This is a genomic window from Thermosphaera sp., from assembly GCA_038827615.1.
Taxonomy (GTDB): Archaea; Thermoproteota; Thermoprotei_A; order Sulfolobales; family Desulfurococcaceae; genus Thermosphaera.
Window position 1 is genome coordinate 64,653 of sequence record JAWBNK010000002.1, and the last position, 13,518, is coordinate 78,170.

17 protein-coding genes are annotated in these 13,518 nt (G+C 52.1%); 5 read left to right on the forward strand and 12 right to left on the reverse strand.

The window, feature by feature from the left end; translation table 11 throughout:
- Nucleotides 1–25: 25 nt before the first annotated feature.
- Both feoB and QXH45_06590 read right to left on the reverse strand, forming a co-directional pair.
- Nucleotides 26–2,110: a ferrous iron transport protein B gene (gene feoB / locus QXH45_06585; GenBank protein ID MEM2078911.1), complete on the reverse strand. Its 2,085-nt coding sequence runs from the start codon at nucleotides 2,108–2,110 to the stop codon at nucleotides 26–28.
- Nucleotides 2,098–2,370, reverse strand: a complete 273-nt coding sequence (locus QXH45_06590; protein ID MEM2078912.1) for a FeoA family protein — start codon at nucleotides 2,368–2,370, stop codon at nucleotides 2,098–2,100. The genes feoB and QXH45_06590 overlap by 13 nt, the downstream gene beginning before the upstream one ends.
- A gap of 172 nt (nucleotides 2,371–2,542) precedes the next feature.
- Here QXH45_06590 and QXH45_06595 point away from each other — a divergent pair, with 172 nt between their 5' ends.
- Both QXH45_06595 and QXH45_06600 read left to right on the forward strand, forming a co-directional pair.
- Nucleotides 2,543–2,746: a hypothetical protein gene (locus QXH45_06595; protein MEM2078913.1), complete on the forward strand. Its 204-nt coding sequence runs from the start codon at nucleotides 2,543–2,545 to the stop codon at nucleotides 2,744–2,746.
- Between the two features lie 233 nt (nucleotides 2,747–2,979).
- Complete coding sequence (locus tag QXH45_06600) at nucleotides 2,980–3,261, forward strand: hypothetical protein (GenBank protein MEM2078914.1); 282 nt, start codon at nucleotides 2,980–2,982, stop codon at nucleotides 3,259–3,261.
- Nucleotides 3,262–3,794: 533 nt separating this feature from the next.
- Here the strand turns inward: QXH45_06600 and QXH45_06605 are convergent.
- From QXH45_06605 to QXH45_06625, 5 genes are all read right to left on the reverse strand, one after another.
- A complete protein-coding gene (locus QXH45_06605) occupies nucleotides 3,795–4,631 on the reverse strand; it encodes a hypothetical protein (GenBank protein MEM2078915.1) in 837 nt (278 codons plus the stop codon).
- On the reverse strand, nucleotides 4,628–5,044 hold the full coding sequence (locus tag QXH45_06610; protein MEM2078916.1) for a hypothetical protein: 417 nt from the start codon (nucleotides 5,042–5,044) through the stop codon (nucleotides 4,628–4,630). The genes QXH45_06605 and QXH45_06610 overlap by 4 nt, the downstream gene beginning before the upstream one ends.
- A gap of 96 nt (nucleotides 5,045–5,140) precedes the next feature.
- Entirely contained in the window at nucleotides 5,141–6,109 is a 969-nt protein-coding gene (locus QXH45_06615) for an alpha/beta hydrolase (GenBank protein ID MEM2078917.1), read from the reverse strand.
- Nucleotides 6,110–6,157: 48 nt separating this feature from the next.
- Nucleotides 6,158–6,397, reverse strand: coding sequence for a hypothetical protein (locus QXH45_06620; protein MEM2078918.1), 240 nt, complete (start codon nucleotides 6,395–6,397; stop codon nucleotides 6,158–6,160).
- Complete coding sequence (locus QXH45_06625; protein ID MEM2078919.1) at nucleotides 6,381–7,103, reverse strand: DUF2208 domain-containing protein; 723 nt, start codon at nucleotides 7,101–7,103, stop codon at nucleotides 6,381–6,383. The genes QXH45_06620 and QXH45_06625 overlap by 17 nt, the downstream gene beginning before the upstream one ends.
- 287 nt (nucleotides 7,104–7,390) lie before the next feature.
- Here QXH45_06625 and QXH45_06630 point away from each other — a divergent pair, with 287 nt between their 5' ends.
- A complete protein-coding gene (locus tag QXH45_06630; protein ID MEM2078920.1) occupies nucleotides 7,391–7,873 on the forward strand; it encodes a hypothetical protein in 483 nt (160 codons plus the stop codon).
- 108 nt (nucleotides 7,874–7,981) lie between these two features.
- On the opposite strand, the gene QXH45_06635 is transcribed toward QXH45_06630, so the two are convergent.
- From QXH45_06635 to QXH45_06645, 3 genes are all read right to left on the reverse strand, one after another.
- Nucleotides 7,982–8,746, reverse strand: coding sequence for a DUF72 domain-containing protein (locus tag QXH45_06635; protein ID MEM2078921.1), 765 nt, complete (start codon nucleotides 8,744–8,746; stop codon nucleotides 7,982–7,984).
- Nucleotides 8,747–8,759: 13 nt separating this feature from the next.
- Nucleotides 8,760–9,173 (reverse strand): ACT domain-containing protein, encoded by a 414-nt coding sequence (locus QXH45_06640; protein MEM2078922.1) that lies wholly within the window; start codon nucleotides 9,171–9,173, stop codon nucleotides 8,760–8,762.
- Between the two features lie 72 nt (nucleotides 9,174–9,245).
- Entirely contained in the window at nucleotides 9,246–10,055 is an 810-nt protein-coding gene (locus tag QXH45_06645) for a phosphoribosyltransferase family protein (protein MEM2078923.1), read from the reverse strand.
- Nucleotides 10,056–10,281: 226 nt separating this feature from the next.
- On the opposite strand from QXH45_06645, the gene QXH45_06650 reads away from it, so the two are divergent.
- Nucleotides 10,282–10,668, forward strand: a complete 387-nt coding sequence (locus QXH45_06650; protein ID MEM2078924.1) for a hypothetical protein — start codon at nucleotides 10,282–10,284, stop codon at nucleotides 10,666–10,668.
- A complete protein-coding gene (locus tag QXH45_06655) occupies nucleotides 10,665–12,317 on the forward strand; it encodes a DEAD/DEAH box helicase (protein MEM2078925.1) in 1,653 nt (550 codons plus the stop codon). Before QXH45_06650 ends, QXH45_06655 begins: the two co-directional genes overlap by 4 nt.
- 8 nt (nucleotides 12,318–12,325) lie before the next feature.
- On the opposite strand, the gene QXH45_06660 is transcribed toward QXH45_06655, so the two are convergent.
- Together QXH45_06660 and albA are read right to left on the reverse strand one after the other, a co-directional pair.
- Nucleotides 12,326–13,006, reverse strand: a complete 681-nt coding sequence (locus QXH45_06660) for a hypothetical protein (protein ID MEM2078926.1) — start codon at nucleotides 13,004–13,006, stop codon at nucleotides 12,326–12,328.
- 84 nt (nucleotides 13,007–13,090) lie between these two features.
- Complete coding sequence (albA, locus tag QXH45_06665) at nucleotides 13,091–13,381, reverse strand: DNA-binding protein Alba (GenBank protein MEM2078927.1); 291 nt, start codon at nucleotides 13,379–13,381, stop codon at nucleotides 13,091–13,093.
- Nucleotides 13,382–13,518: the final 137 nt, after the last annotated feature.

Consider the following 13,518-nt stretch of genomic DNA (forward strand, 5'->3'; position numbering starts at 1 on the left):
TCGCGTTCTCAGGGGGATAGCGCTATCACACTAGTTGGAGAAGAACCAGGACCAGCCTCGTGGCGGTGCTGGCCGCGTAGGCTACGGTAAGCATCGTGGCGATCGACAACGCCGTTACCCTGAGGCTCCTGGTCTCCGAGTATATTGCCGACAGCGTCGCCAAGCAGGGCACGTAGAGGACTATGAAAACGCTTAGTGGGACCAGCTCCGCGTCGGTTAAACCCGCCGCCAGTGCAGCCTGCTTAATGGTAGCCGCGCCCGATATGACTAGGAGGGATGAAATGAACAGCTCTTTCGCGAAGAACCCTACGAGGAGTCCGAATAAGACTATCCATGCCGCCTCGCCCGTGATCCCTATCGGTCTCAGCGAGGGTGCGAGGAGCCTCGAAACAGCTGCAGCTATGCTGCTGGATGGGTCCAGGGTTGGCTGAAGCCCCGGGGTCGTGTGCGTCAGCAACCAGATGATCACGCTTGCCGAGAAGATGATCACGCCGGCCCTCTTTATGAAGTGCTTCAAGTCGCTCCAAGTCATCCACCAAACCACCTTCGGTATGGGCTTGTGCAGGGGAGGGATCTCCAGGAGTATCTCAGGGCTCCTACCCCTTGGCTTGTCCTGTAGCCTGTACAACGCGTAGTTCACGGCAACGAATACTATGAAGGACGCTAAGTACCCGGTGATGATTAAGAGGCTGCTGGAGAAGCTCGTCAGGGCGGTCGACATCGCGAGCAGGACTATTAAGCGGGCCTGGCACGGGATGAACGGTAGCGTTAACGTGAGCCTTAGTTTCTCTCTGAAGCTGATGCTGGCCCTCGTGGCCAGTATCGCTGGGACGTTGCATCCGAGAGATAGGGTCAGCGGGAAGATCGATGCACCGGATAATCCTATCTTGGAGGTCAAGTAGTGCGCTCCGATGGCCATTCGCGGGAGGAGGCCGCTGTCCTCGAGGGAAGCTAGGACTGCGCTAACCACGAGTATCAGGGGGATGAAGACTAGGAGCGCTCCGACTCCTCCCACTACTCCTTCAGCTATGAAGGAGGCTGCGAACGGGTTTTCAATGGATGACTCGATAATGCCCTGTAAGGTCGATAAAGCCTTATCCAGCAGTCCCGAGACGCTGTACTCCTCGACGATCACAGCCGCTTCCTCGTAGCCTAACGCCTCGAGCAGGGCGTTGAGGGGGAAGCCCGTGTTCAACGCGAAGACTGCGAGGAACATTGCCAATATGATGGAGATGGTGACAAAGGGCCCCGCGATGGGGTTGTAGAAGAACTTGTATCTCGAAGCCCGCTCTTCAACTCTGCGCTTTACTATTGCCGCGCTGGTTAGTTCGAGAATGAAGTGGAAGCGTTTCGAAGCGATCAGGGCTGCTAGATCCCTCCCCAGCATTCTCGAAGCCTCACTCCTCACCTCTCTGATCTCCCTTAGGACTTCCTCACCGGCTTCCCCGGCGATCCTTTGCTCGAGCTCTGGGTCTCCTTCGAGGAGCCTTAAGGCGAGCCATCTCAAAGGGTAGTTGGTCAGCCCTTTATGCCTTGCCAGGGTCTTCAGGATGGAGTCTATGAATGGTTCAAGCTCCCCGTAGTCCAGCTTGAGCGTTCCAGAGGGCGGGGTCTTCGAGGAGGCTGTTTCAATTATCTTGTCCAGTAGATCCTTCAAACCCTGCTCGCAGACCGCAGAGGTGGGTACCACCGGCGCCTTCAGCCTGCTCTGGATCAACCCGTAGTTTATGTGTACTCCGTGGGAGTGGGCTAGGTCGGTCTTTGTGAAAGCTATTATAACGTTGCCGGCGAGCTCGAGGGTTTCAACGGCAAGGTAGAGGGTTCTCTCCGGGATCAACGCGTCCACGAGGACCACGACCACGTTTGGCTCGCCGCTAAGTATGTAGTCTCGCGAAAGCTTCTCCTCGAAAGTCGTCGCGGAGAACCCGTATATGCCCGGAAGGTCTACGATGCGGATATCCCATCCCTTATGCTTGACGAGTCCTTCAATCCTTTCCACCGAGGTGCCTGGCCAGTTCGCGATCCTCGTCTCGCCGCCCGTTAAGGCTTTGAAGAGCGTTGACTTCCCGACATTCGGCTGGCCCACGAGGGCTACTCTTATCTCGGCCACTTCCCACCCTCCCCGAGGACGGCTACTCTTATCCTCCTCGCCAACCCCCTCCCCACCGCAACCTCCACGCCCATAACCCTCAGTATGACTGGACCCCTCCCATTGTTCACGAGAACCTCGAGGGTGGAGCCCGGCACAACCCCCATTTGATACATCCTGTAGACCCAGCCGCCCCTCCCCTCGAAACCCAGCACTCTGACAACCTTCCCCTCCTCAACAGCATCGAGAGTCAGCTCGCCGCCGAGCAACGTTAGGGACACCTAATAAAACTCTAACTAGAGAATAAAATGTAGCAGGCTTTTATACGCAGTGTTAGGGCATCTAACCCCCCAGCTTTTCCCAGCCGCACCATAGCAGTCGTGAAACGACCCTGAAATACAGGTCTAAAGCTACACGTCACCCTGATAAATAGTAGGGGTGGTTGTAACGGGGTTGAAGGAGGGTTGGCGAGTGCTCTTATTATTCCTGATAATTGGAGCAATGTATATCGGCTTCATGCTGGCTACGCTGCCCGAGATGACGAAGGAGCAGCTGCTCAATATAGTCTTTTACTCGTTTGTTAACTTGTTCATCGCTGTAATGCTTTACCTCGTTGTGAGGAGCCTGCAGGGGCCAGACATTCGTCGCGACGAATGATCTCGTGAAAGAATATGGTGTGAATTCGAGATGGGGGCAGTGACGGTCAACCAGTCTCGCGAGGGCTGGGAAGGCGTATTGCGCGTGTGATACGTGTTCACCGTAGCTGAGTTCATGGCTGGCGAGCCTTAGGCAACGGTTTTCAGGAGCCCTGAGAGTCTTAGAGCCGGCTCCAGGCTACTGCTTCAAAGTTTTAAACCCTGGAGAAAACATAATATAATGCAGTGAAACCCTTGGAGGAGCACCAAGCAACGAACCATCCTGGCGAGAGGACGCGAAACACGCTGAAGAATACCGAGGAAATCGTTGAAACGGTTGAGAAGCTGGTCAGGCAAGCCGTTCTAGAGGCGCAAAAGGAGCCTGCTGAGAAGCTTAGGCAGATGGAGGAGAGGCTCAAACACCTTGAAGAAAAGTGTGCACAGTTAGAGGACCAGCTCCAAGCCCTGACCAAACAAGTGAGGCAAGTCGAACACATCGCTAGGGTCGCTAAGACCTGGGCTAGTCAAGCCCTCTAAAATCTGAACTCCACTTGACCCGGTGGCGCAGAATACATGAATCCCCTGTTTGCTATAAGCGAGGTTTAAAACCACATCTTGAGGAAAAACAATGAATTGAGGCTCAGAAAAAACGCTAAAGGCATCACAAGCCTGCTCCGCTTTTCGCCTGGGAACAGTGAGCGTGAAGAAGAGTTCGAAAAGATATACTGAACGAACTTTCGACAAGAAAATGCGTGTGTGGTAAAAATTTCCCCACTACCGGTTCTGCTACAACAGTAGACGAATTGGAAGCCAACTTCAGCATAAATGTCGCAAACTCCTTTTGCACCGGTTAACAGGTGTTCACATCCTGGAAGCTGTTTAAGGTTAAATCCGCTCTCGAATTAGTGACACATAAACTCTTGGGTTTTCACAAGAAGACTGCGCGAAGCCCTTCCCGACAATCAATTCGGCTTGGAGGATTTGGATGAACTAACAAGCCCATTCTCATCCCCACACATGCCCTAGAGCCGGAGATAATTTAAAAATAATAAGGGAGAAGCTGGAGCTGTTCAGCTAAATATTTCTTCAATTTCTTTTAAAGAATCATACCAAGCTCGTATCTTATTAATTAATTTTTCAACAAATGCTGAGTCAAGCTCTTCTTTACCATATTTTTTAATATATCTACTTACCAACACGGCATCTCTTTTGATTAATTCATCAAGCCTTCTGGCTTCCTCATCATCAAGCTTGTCTTTCGCATCAAATTCTATGCGGAGTTTGACCCTATCAGGTTCTCTTAGATAATTAACTTGAACGTTTAGATTTCCTACTTTGAGATTTATGGGAAGCTCTATATCATCCGTCATCAATCTGTATAGAGTAGATCCTACCGTGGTCAAGAATACTCCCTTGTCATTTGATCGAGTGAACGCGTTGAGGGATATCGTCATCAAGTAGTCCGAGGCTTCGCTCAAGAATATGTTAGTGATATCTATAGAGCGTATCTCCTTATTCTCATAGTCTACCTGGTATAGAGTGGTTTTCGCTCCAAGAATGTTTTGAACAGCTAGGGCTAGATAGTATGCTAGGGCTATGCCATCGCCATCCACGGCATCCGTGATCACTCTAGCCTCCCTGCACAGCACACTCTCTCCAGTAATGCCCTTATACGTCCTCAAATTATCGAATACTTGTCTAAACACATCAGCATAGTGATCTACTCCTTTACCGAACTCTATTCCTCTAATTAAAACAAATGTTGGAGATACAACAATATTGTTTTCAACATCTCTGGCTATTAATACTCTGACATTGATGCTTTTAGGATCCTCCAGGTCCATGAAGTTCTGAAATATAACCCATTCGTTACCTATGAAGAAGAAGCAGAGGGAATCCCTGCTCATGCCTCGTTCACCGCACCAATTAACTTAGCTACTTTCTCCAATTTTTGCCTTGCATCCTTTAATACTTTCGCGGTATCCTCGCCTACAAGCTGTTTACTAACTATGTAATCAATTAGTGGAACTAATTCCGATACCCTATTATTCCTAGCAAGTATTGAGTATATTATCTCGTATGCATCTCTTACGATGCTTGGATCCCCTGTTTTCTTCACTATCGCATCGTATATTCTGAACGCGTTTATCAGCAACACCTTGCCACGCTTATCTCCAGCCTCAGTATTCACGGCTCTCAGCCCTAAGACTATTGCGAAAACCATTTGAGACGGGTAATCCTTAAGCGTTTTCAAAGCCTTATCCAGAAGCCCCTGGTTCTTCAATACGTCGCCACCGTATTCATACAACTCAATAGCCAACTTCTGAATAGATATCAATCCCTCAATCGAGCCGATAAAACTCTCATAAGCCTCCTCACCAATGATCGAGGACAGCGTGGAGTTTTCTCGAAGCAGTCAGGTGGGGTTGAGAGTGAGAGGTTGAAGCTCGAGGAATTTTTCTGGTGATTCTTCGTGGGGGAGGTGTCCAACGTTCTCCATGATTATTAGCGTGGAGTTGACTAGATTGCTGAGCTCGATGCTCGATTGCAACGGGACTATTTCATCCTTGTCCCCGTGGATTATGAAGACCGGTTTGCTCAGATTTCCCAGGGATTTCGCGATGTCGGGGAAGTCGCTGTACTTGAGGATCCAGTAGAGCCCTTTATCCCAGTTTCTTGCCTTCAATGGGTGTTTATAACCCTCGACCACGTCGCTGGTGAGCAGTGTTTTATTGTACCAGGCCTTGTAGAGGATTTGCTCGAGCTGGCCGACGAAGCCTCTGACGAGGAGGGGGCCGTACTTGTCCGCCAGCGGGATATTGTACAATAATTGCTCATACCACTGTCTTATCCTCGGCTTCCACGCCGGAGCGATCAAGATGATTGAGTCGACCATCTCCGGGTGCTTCAGTGCGAAGAGGAGCGCCAGCCCTCCCCCGGCCGAGTGACCTATGATGACGGCTCTCGAAACGTTGAGCTTCAACAGGAGCCTGTAGGTGAGCTCGACAACCCCTTCACTAGTGTAGGGGTTGTAGGGCGTCCTCCCCGGCTCCACCCTCTCGGTTAAGCCGAAGCCGGGCCTGTCGAAAGCTATGACCCTGCCCATTGAGGAGAGGTTACCGATTATGCATCTCCACGAGAAGACGCTCGCCCCGAAGCCGTGGAGGAGGACGAAGACCCTGTCACCGGAGCCCTCCTCGATGTAGTGTACTTTAAACCCATCTATCTCCGCGAACCGGCTGTTCGGGAAGGCTAATTCCTCGACGGGGCTTCCCACTTCGGGTATAGGAATCACTGCTAGAACGGTGACCACAATTAGCAGGGAGGTGATTATCTTGCCCTTCCTCGTCCCCAGGAAGCCTCGGATCCTCCCACTCAAGTTCATCGAGGGAAAACCTCCGCGAAACGGTTTCACGCGAGACCGGGGAATACCTTACAGTTTCTTAACCCTGGCCTTCTCCCTTCGCGAGAGAAAGTCCTCATACTCCTCCACTATCTTTCTAACGTAGGGCTTCAACTCCTCCGGGGGCACTCGCTCGATTAGAGCCTTGAAGAAGCGCGAAGCACACCTAGAGCTGTGGAAGCTGATGGTTAGATCACCGTATTTCAAGACGATTCCCTGTCCAGCTGGAAACGGCCTGCCGCACACCACGCACTTATGCTTTACACTCACTCAAACCAGCCTCTTTCAACCTGTCGACAAGCCTCCCCGTTTCAAGAGTGTAGAGTCGGAGCTTCATGCTCTTGTTCCTGAGGCTCCTCAGCTCGACGAACTTCCTATCGGGCTCGGGAACGAAGCACAAGTCCTCGGTGAACCCGACGTACTGCCTCCCGTCCACCATTACTCCCTTCTTGTATACTTCGAACCCTATTCTAGCGAAGAGGAATGTCTGCATATCGCTCCCCCTGAACAACAAATACCTCAACCCCTGCATGACGCCGAAGAAGAAGGTGTACATTCCTATGAAGTATATGAACCTCAAGACGACCTCGTTCTCAGTGTACTGGCTGGCGAACTCCACTATGAAAGGACCTATCGACGCCTGGTAGAGGCTCCAGAGTATGAATACGAAGAAGAGGAGCATGAAGTTCAACATCATCATCGACATCTGCTTCTTCAGCTCTGCGTTCAAGTACTTGTCGTACATCATAGCGTTCATGGGATTGGACTCCTTGAACAACGGCGACCCGAGCTCGCTCTTCGGAGGCGGCTTCATGCTGCGGCTGGTGAGCTTGAACATTACGGCCATGAACACTATGAAGTAGACTAGGAAGAAGGCGAAAGCCCACTGAGGCACTACCGCTGAAACCAGCGCGAATAGAACCATGGATAATGCTTGAATGATCCACATAGTCTTGCGGGGTGGTTGACTCATCATCTCGGAGCACCGTTAGCCATGCCTGATTTTGGCTCCTTATGAATTATATTAACCAGCCTAATAAATAGTGAGTAATGTGATGATGAATCGCCACATAACGGATCCGTGAAGAAGGTCCGTGTTTCTGAAGACCACTACACTTACGCCCTGCTTCAGCGATGAAGAAGAAAAGAGCGCGGATCAGTGACGAAGTTATCCCCGGCTGAGCTCCCTTAATGCCTGCTGGACACCGATCATTAGCCAGAATATAAGCCGGCCGCCTAGTAATGAATTAGTGGTGAGCGGGCTTGAGAAGCAGCAAGCTGTTCCTCAGCATGATCATAGACGTCCAGCCAGGATGGGTTTCGAGAACCGAGAGAATGCTCAGGGAGAAGGGCTTCAAGACAAGGCTGACTCCCCCGTCGACGATAAACGCTTTCAAAACATACGAGTCCGTGAGCCCGGATGATATCGCCGCCGACGTTAGAGGCGCGCTGGAATCCGCTCGTTCATGGAGGGCCGCGTGCCTCGAGTACTGGCTGGTGATCGAAGCACAATGCCCCTGCCCCAACAGGAAGGCCTGCTTCGAAAAAGTAGGTGAAACCGTACTCCACGTTTACTGCGGCGGGAAGAATCGAGTGAGCCTTCGAGTAGTCAACGCCAGGAGCCCTCCTTCAGACCCTTCAAGCATCCCGAGAAGCGTTTTAAAGCTGTGCGTCGAGCCCGAGGGGTTGCAGGACTCGATGGGCAAGGTATTAAATATCGTTAAGACATTGAGTAGTTTGAAGTGATGAACGCCCTATCCATTTCGAGCATCCGTGATGAAGAACGTCGAACCCTGGCTGACTCATACTGCCGGGGAGAATCGTTCCCGGCTTGATCGTTAAGCCTCGAGCTCGCTACTCCACTGCTCCCCCGAGCACGCGCGCCGATAACTGCTTAAACCTGGATGCATCATCCAGCATCCTCACATTGTTGAACATCACGTAAGCCTTGCTGAACTCCGCGTTCCGCAGAAGGAGAGACAGCTCCTCGAGGTCCTTGTCCGTGTAGACGTAGGAGTAGTTCACCTCGCCCCTCCCCAGCCCGTGGAGCCTAGTGTACAGGATGTCGCTACTGTACGCTGGGCGAGCTCTCAGCAGGTCGACCACGTGAATAACTCCGTGCTCGCTGAGCAGCTCCCCTAGGATAGGCGCCCTAGCCCACTCGCCCCGGGGCTCCCACCCATACCTCACCCGAGTGGTCATCGAGACAGCGGTCTCGAAGAACTCGTCAACCCACTTGACAGCCTCCTCGTTGAAAGGCATGCTCCCGGGGGTTTGAAAAACTATGATGACTGCTCCAAGCGCCTCCGCTACCTCGATAGTCTTCTCCAACGCTTCAATATTCTCCCTGCTGGGCTTCAGGAAGCCGTAGTTGCTTGGGTCTCCGCCCAGCTTCTTCTTCATCCTCCTCCACGTGGGCGATGAGGAAGGATGCGTTATAACCTGCCAAGCCTTTACCGTGAACTCAAACCCCTCCGGCGCTTCCCTCCTGAGGCCGGAGGCCCATTCAACGCTTGGCAGGTCGTAGAACGTGTTTTGAAGCTCGACTGTTTTAAAAACCTTATAGTATTTCGACCGGGCTGTTGGGAATCCGCAACAACCCACTTTAACAGTCTTCATAGTACGTTAAACCTTATTCAACCGACATGTAGTTTGCTTCAACGCTTCTAACAGGCTCCAGCTTCTTCATCTCATCGGCGACAATGCTTGGCTCCCCCCACTCGGACTTAGCCAAGTCAACTATCATCTCGCACTCTCCGAGCTCCTCCCTCTTCAGCACTGTGCACCTAGTCGAAATGATGTCTATGTTGTGCTGAGCCAGGAACTTGGTGAGCTCGGCCAGCACGCCCGGGCGGTCCTCAACCACCAGTTTAACCCTTATCAGCTTGGCTGCGACTGGTATTGGAAGAAGCTTCAGCTCCTTCTTATCCTTATCCGCTACTATTAGAAGGTACATCCCCTCTCTAATATCCAGGATCTCCCTGACAGCCATCGGAATTGTAACCCTACCCTTTGAATCAACCTTAACTAATTCTTCGATCTTCATCGTCCACCCCTTTCATTGTTAATTTGTTTAAGCACGTTTATAATAATATCTCTAATCCCACACTAATCCCAATCAAATAGCAAACGGTATCGTGGTCAAAACCTTCACGCCTTGATCCTCGAGGCGCATCTTCCACGCCTCGCCCAACCCCAGGATGGCTATCACGTCGACTATCTCTGCTCTCGACTTGTTGAGCAGGTCTAGCACGCTGCTCAAAGTCCTTCCCGAGTAAACCACGTCGGCGATGACCAGCACTTTATCCTTCCTCCCCACGAGATCCCTGTCTAGGTAGAGCATTTCAATCTCCTTGGGACTCCTCATAACCATTGTACTGTAGTACTGGACGCCGGGGTAGCTCTTACGCTTGATAAGTATCACCGGCGCGTTGAACTCCGTCGACAGGAATGAAGCCACCGGCAGGACCGCCTCGGCCGTAGCTATGATCTTTGTTACCTCCTTACCGGTCAGCTCGAGTAGGAGCATCACCGACAAGAGCCTGCTTATGTACGGGTCCTTCAAAACCCTGAGCAAGTCTATTATCGGGCTCTTCTCCCTTTCAACAAGCTCCTTGATGAAAAAGCCGATGTCTATCGACAAGGCTATCTTCGCTAGAATGCTTGCCGCCTGCTCGAAACTGGGTATTATGGAGCCCCTGGCGTATCTGCACAGTACCGACTCGGGGATCCCGGTTAGCTCGTAGAGGTCCTTGTAGGAGAGATTCGGCTTCAAAAGCCTCAGCAACTCGTTAGCCATCAGCCTCATCTTCATCCTGTCGGCTTTGCTCCGCGAGTACGTTTTCATAAGCTTTCCAGCTATGTCTTCGATCTCCTTCTCGCTGGGCTTCCTAACGATAAGCACCCTGCCTGTTTTAACCCTGAACATTGTTTCACCATGGTTAAGCAAGTATTTTTAAAATGCTTATATAAAAATTTAAACATGCAGGGATGAACGGGGTTTTAAGTACTGAGCGGTGAGGAGAAACCCACGCGTTGACCAATCCCCGCTCGCTCCTCCTTTTATCAACAAATATAATCGTGGACCGGGATGGAAAGTAGTGTTGGAGCGGTGAAGCATCATAGAGTACTCGATCGATGAGAAGCTGTTGAGGATGGGCGTTCCCAAGGATTTGTTGAGAGATGCCGCGTCGCAGGCCCGCGAACTCGGAGCGGACTACGCTAGGGTTTGCGGCGAGTGCGAGGGCGTAAGGCTGTGCCTCCTATTGAAGCTGGTCCTCGTGGACGAGTCCTACAGGGTTGAGCCGGTTGGGCTCTCAATATTGATGCCCCCTGAAACCGTTCTGGACGAGAAGATCGCTCAGTTTTTAAAATACACGGAGATCATACGGAGCCGTGGAGGCAGAGTGGAGTTTTTCATTGGGAAGACGTACTGGCCCGGGGCGTACGGGGTGGCCTGTAGAAGCGGGGGCTTGGCCAATGCTTCAATAGAGATCCCCGAGCCCGAGGAAGTAGTGTTGTACGAGGAGGATGAGGCATGATAGTATTGAAGACCCGGAGGTGGATCAGCGATGATGCTTTCAAAGAGATCCTGAGAATCGCAGAGTACTCCGGCGTCGAAAACGGGGAGAAAAGGTTTGCTCTGAACGTCGAGAAAGCGGTTCGAAACGGCTACGACTACCAGGACGTTATAGAGTTGATCAAGGAGCATCAACTAGAGGTTGAGGGGAGCATTGAAGATTTGAAGAAGGCTTTTGAAGCATATGCTCCGCTAGTCGAGTGGGACAGCGTAACGGGCTATGTGAAGCTGCACGTTCCATGGCCCGTCTTCAACAAGGTTAGGCCAGTCCTGGGCGAAGCCGGGGCGAGGAGAGCCTCTTCAAGCGACGCGGGCATCGTATACAGGATCCCGCCGTACAAGCTGGCGATCGTCCACTCCAAGCTGAGCAGTCTAGGCGTCGAGCTCAGGGACCCGGGGAGGCTCCTAGAGGACAAGCTCCTCCCCCTGAAGCCTGAGCTGTCGAAAATCTCCCTTAGAGAATACCAGCTCGAAGCCCTCGACAAGTGGAGAAGCAACAATCACCAGGGAATAGTGGCTCTGCCGACCGGCTCAGGGAAAACCCTGATTGGAGTCGCGGCTATAGCCTCGACGGGTAGGAGGAGCCTCGTGATAACGTTCACCAGGGAGCAGATGTTCCAGTGGAGGGACGCCATTCTCAAGGCGACTAATATTCCATCATCGATGATCGGCGTGATCTATAGTGAGGAGAAGAGGCTTGCCCCGATAACCATTACTACTTATCAAAGCGGGTTCAGGATTATCAACGAGCTCTCCCCGCTCTTCGACCTTCTAATAGTCGACGAAGTCCACCACCTGCCCGCGGACAAGTTCAAGCACATAGCGGTCCACAGTATAGCGAAGTACAGGCTCGGCTTATCCGCTACGCCGTACAGGGAGGACGGGAGGCATGAGGAGCTCTTCCCCCTTCTAGGCGGAATAATCTACCATAAGACCCCGGCCGAGCTCTCGGTGATGGGGTATTTAGCAAGGTACCGTGTCTACACGGTGAAGGTGAGGCTCAAGGGGGAGGAGCTGGAGCAGTACAACTCGCTGAGGAGGCTCTACTTCAAGCTCGCTAACGGGAGGGATTTCAAGAAGGTATTGGAGGACGCGATGAGGGGGGACCCTAGGGCGAAGGAGGCTTTGAAAATACACAGCCAGATGAGGATGATGCTGGCTAAATCCGAGGCCAAGATAGACAAGGCCGTCGAAATAGCGTTGGATGAGTTGAAGAAAGGGGGGAAGATAATAGTCTTCACGCAGTACGTGGAGCAGGCTGAGGAGCTCAGCAAGAGGCTTGGAGCCTACTTGCTAACGGGCGAAGTACCCCCCTTGGAGCGCAAGAGGATACTGGAGGAGTTCAAGGCCTCTCCGAAGGGAATACTGGTGGTGACAACGGTGGGCGATGAGGGATTAGACATCCCGGACGCCAACGTTGGAGTAATGGTGTCGGGAACCGGGTCCCGCAGGCAGTTCATACAGAGGCTTGGAAGGCTGCTGAGACCTAAGCCTGGGGGAGAGGAGGCCCGCCTCTACGAGATCGTCCTCGAGAAAACCCCTGAGGAGTATCAGTCCAGGAAGAGGAAGACGTCAGCTCTCGACCTGGGCGAGGACGACTTCGCATCTTAGAATGCTTTTCACTCACGGGATCCAGCGGCTAAATCAGTTATCAACCAGTGAATCACTCTCCAGAAGCCGGGGCATGCCTCCTTGCCCGGCACCTTTGCCAGAAGCATCTTCTCGTCGAAGCGTGCTTCCACCAGCGGGACGTAGTCTCCGCTCTTCACGCCCAGGAGGATGACCCCTCCCCGGGCTAAGCCCTTACCCCGCACCTCCCCAACCATCCTCGACTCCGAGAAGTCGATGTGCCCTGCCAGCCCGGCCAAGCTAGTGTAGATGTAGTCGGCGGCGGCAACCCTCTCACACTCGATGCTTGCCTCTGACGCCTTCACACTCCAGTCGGAAACCCTCAGCTCCCCGAGCGACTCGAACTGCTTCAGCAGGCCTGACAAGTGAGCAGGGCTGACCGTGGAGTAGTCGAGCCATGAATCCTTCCGGTTCACGTAGTACTGCAGAACGTGTTTCTCAGCAACTAGGACGCCTGCATCCCCTTGCTCCGGGGGAATTATCACGGTGAAAGGTGCTACGGCAATTTGAACGCCCTCTCCTCGGAGATCGACCAGCGTGTAGCCGGGGCGCCGGACAACGTGGACGATTCCAATACCGCTTCCCGCTAGATCATCCAGAAAGGATGTGAAACCCCCGTAGTCGAGGCTGAAAGGCTCTATGAGTACGGAGTTCTTGAAAACCCTGGGCATCACTCTTTACCATTAGGAGGTGGTTTGTAATGAATGATTTGATGAAATATTTCTAGAAAAACACTGTTTAGCGTTTAAACCCGTTTACTCCTTAACCTTCAATTTGACCTCGATGATGCTGACTCTGGTCTCCTTGCCCTGCGGGTTGGTGACGGTTTGGCTGCCGATCTTGATGTCCTCGACCTCGACCTTGCCCGGTAGGAACCTGTTCCTGATTATTTCAACGGTGTCAACGGCTTTGCTGATGGCTCTTCCCCGGGCCTTGATGTATACTTCTTTTACTCCCTGGTGTACCAGGGTTAATACAGCTATCACGTAGTTCATAACGGGTTTCTTTCCAACTAAGACTGTGTTTGCACTCTGTGGTTGCGCCATACTTCACACCCTATGGGTTTGTTTATACTGGATTAAGTAATGATTACTCTGCTACTATAAAAACCTTTCCATCCCGGTAATACATGACCCCTCCTTTTAAAACATTCCCGCATTGAGCATTCGTTTACTGAGGATGA

Bases quoted from the DNA above. Each gene is read 5' to 3' on its own strand.
- QXH45_06605 (MEM2078915.1), bottom strand. From the start codon at position 4,631: ATGAGCAGGGATTCCCTCTGCTTCTTCTTCATAGGTAACGAATGGGTT.
- QXH45_06615 (MEM2078917.1), bottom strand. From the start codon at position 6,109: ATGAACTTGAGTGGGAGGATCCGAGGCTTCCTGGGGACGAGGAAGGGC.
- QXH45_06625 (MEM2078919.1), bottom strand. From the start codon at position 7,103: ATGATGAGTCAACCACCCCGCAAGACTATGTGGATCATTCAAGCATTA.
- QXH45_06635 (MEM2078921.1), bottom strand. From the start codon at position 8,746: ATGAAGACTGTTAAAGTGGGTTGTTGCGGATTCCCAACAGCCCGGTCG.
- QXH45_06640 (MEM2078922.1), bottom strand. From the start codon at position 9,173: ATGAAGATCGAAGAATTAGTTAAGGTTGATTCAAAGGGTAGGGTTACA.
- QXH45_06645 (MEM2078923.1), bottom strand. From the start codon at position 10,055: ATGTTCAGGGTTAAAACAGGCAGGGTGCTTATCGTTAGGAAGCCCAGC.
- QXH45_06650 (MEM2078924.1), top strand. From the start codon at position 10,282: ATGGGCGTTCCCAAGGATTTGTTGAGAGATGCCGCGTCGCAGGCCCGC.
- QXH45_06655 (MEM2078925.1), top strand. From the start codon at position 10,665: ATGATAGTATTGAAGACCCGGAGGTGGATCAGCGATGATGCTTTCAAA.
- QXH45_06660 (MEM2078926.1), bottom strand. From the start codon at position 13,006: ATGCCCAGGGTTTTCAAGAACTCCGTACTCATAGAGCCTTTCAGCCTC.
- albA (MEM2078927.1), bottom strand. From the start codon at position 13,381: ATGGCGCAACCACAGAGTGCAAACACAGTCTTAGTTGGAAAGAAACCC.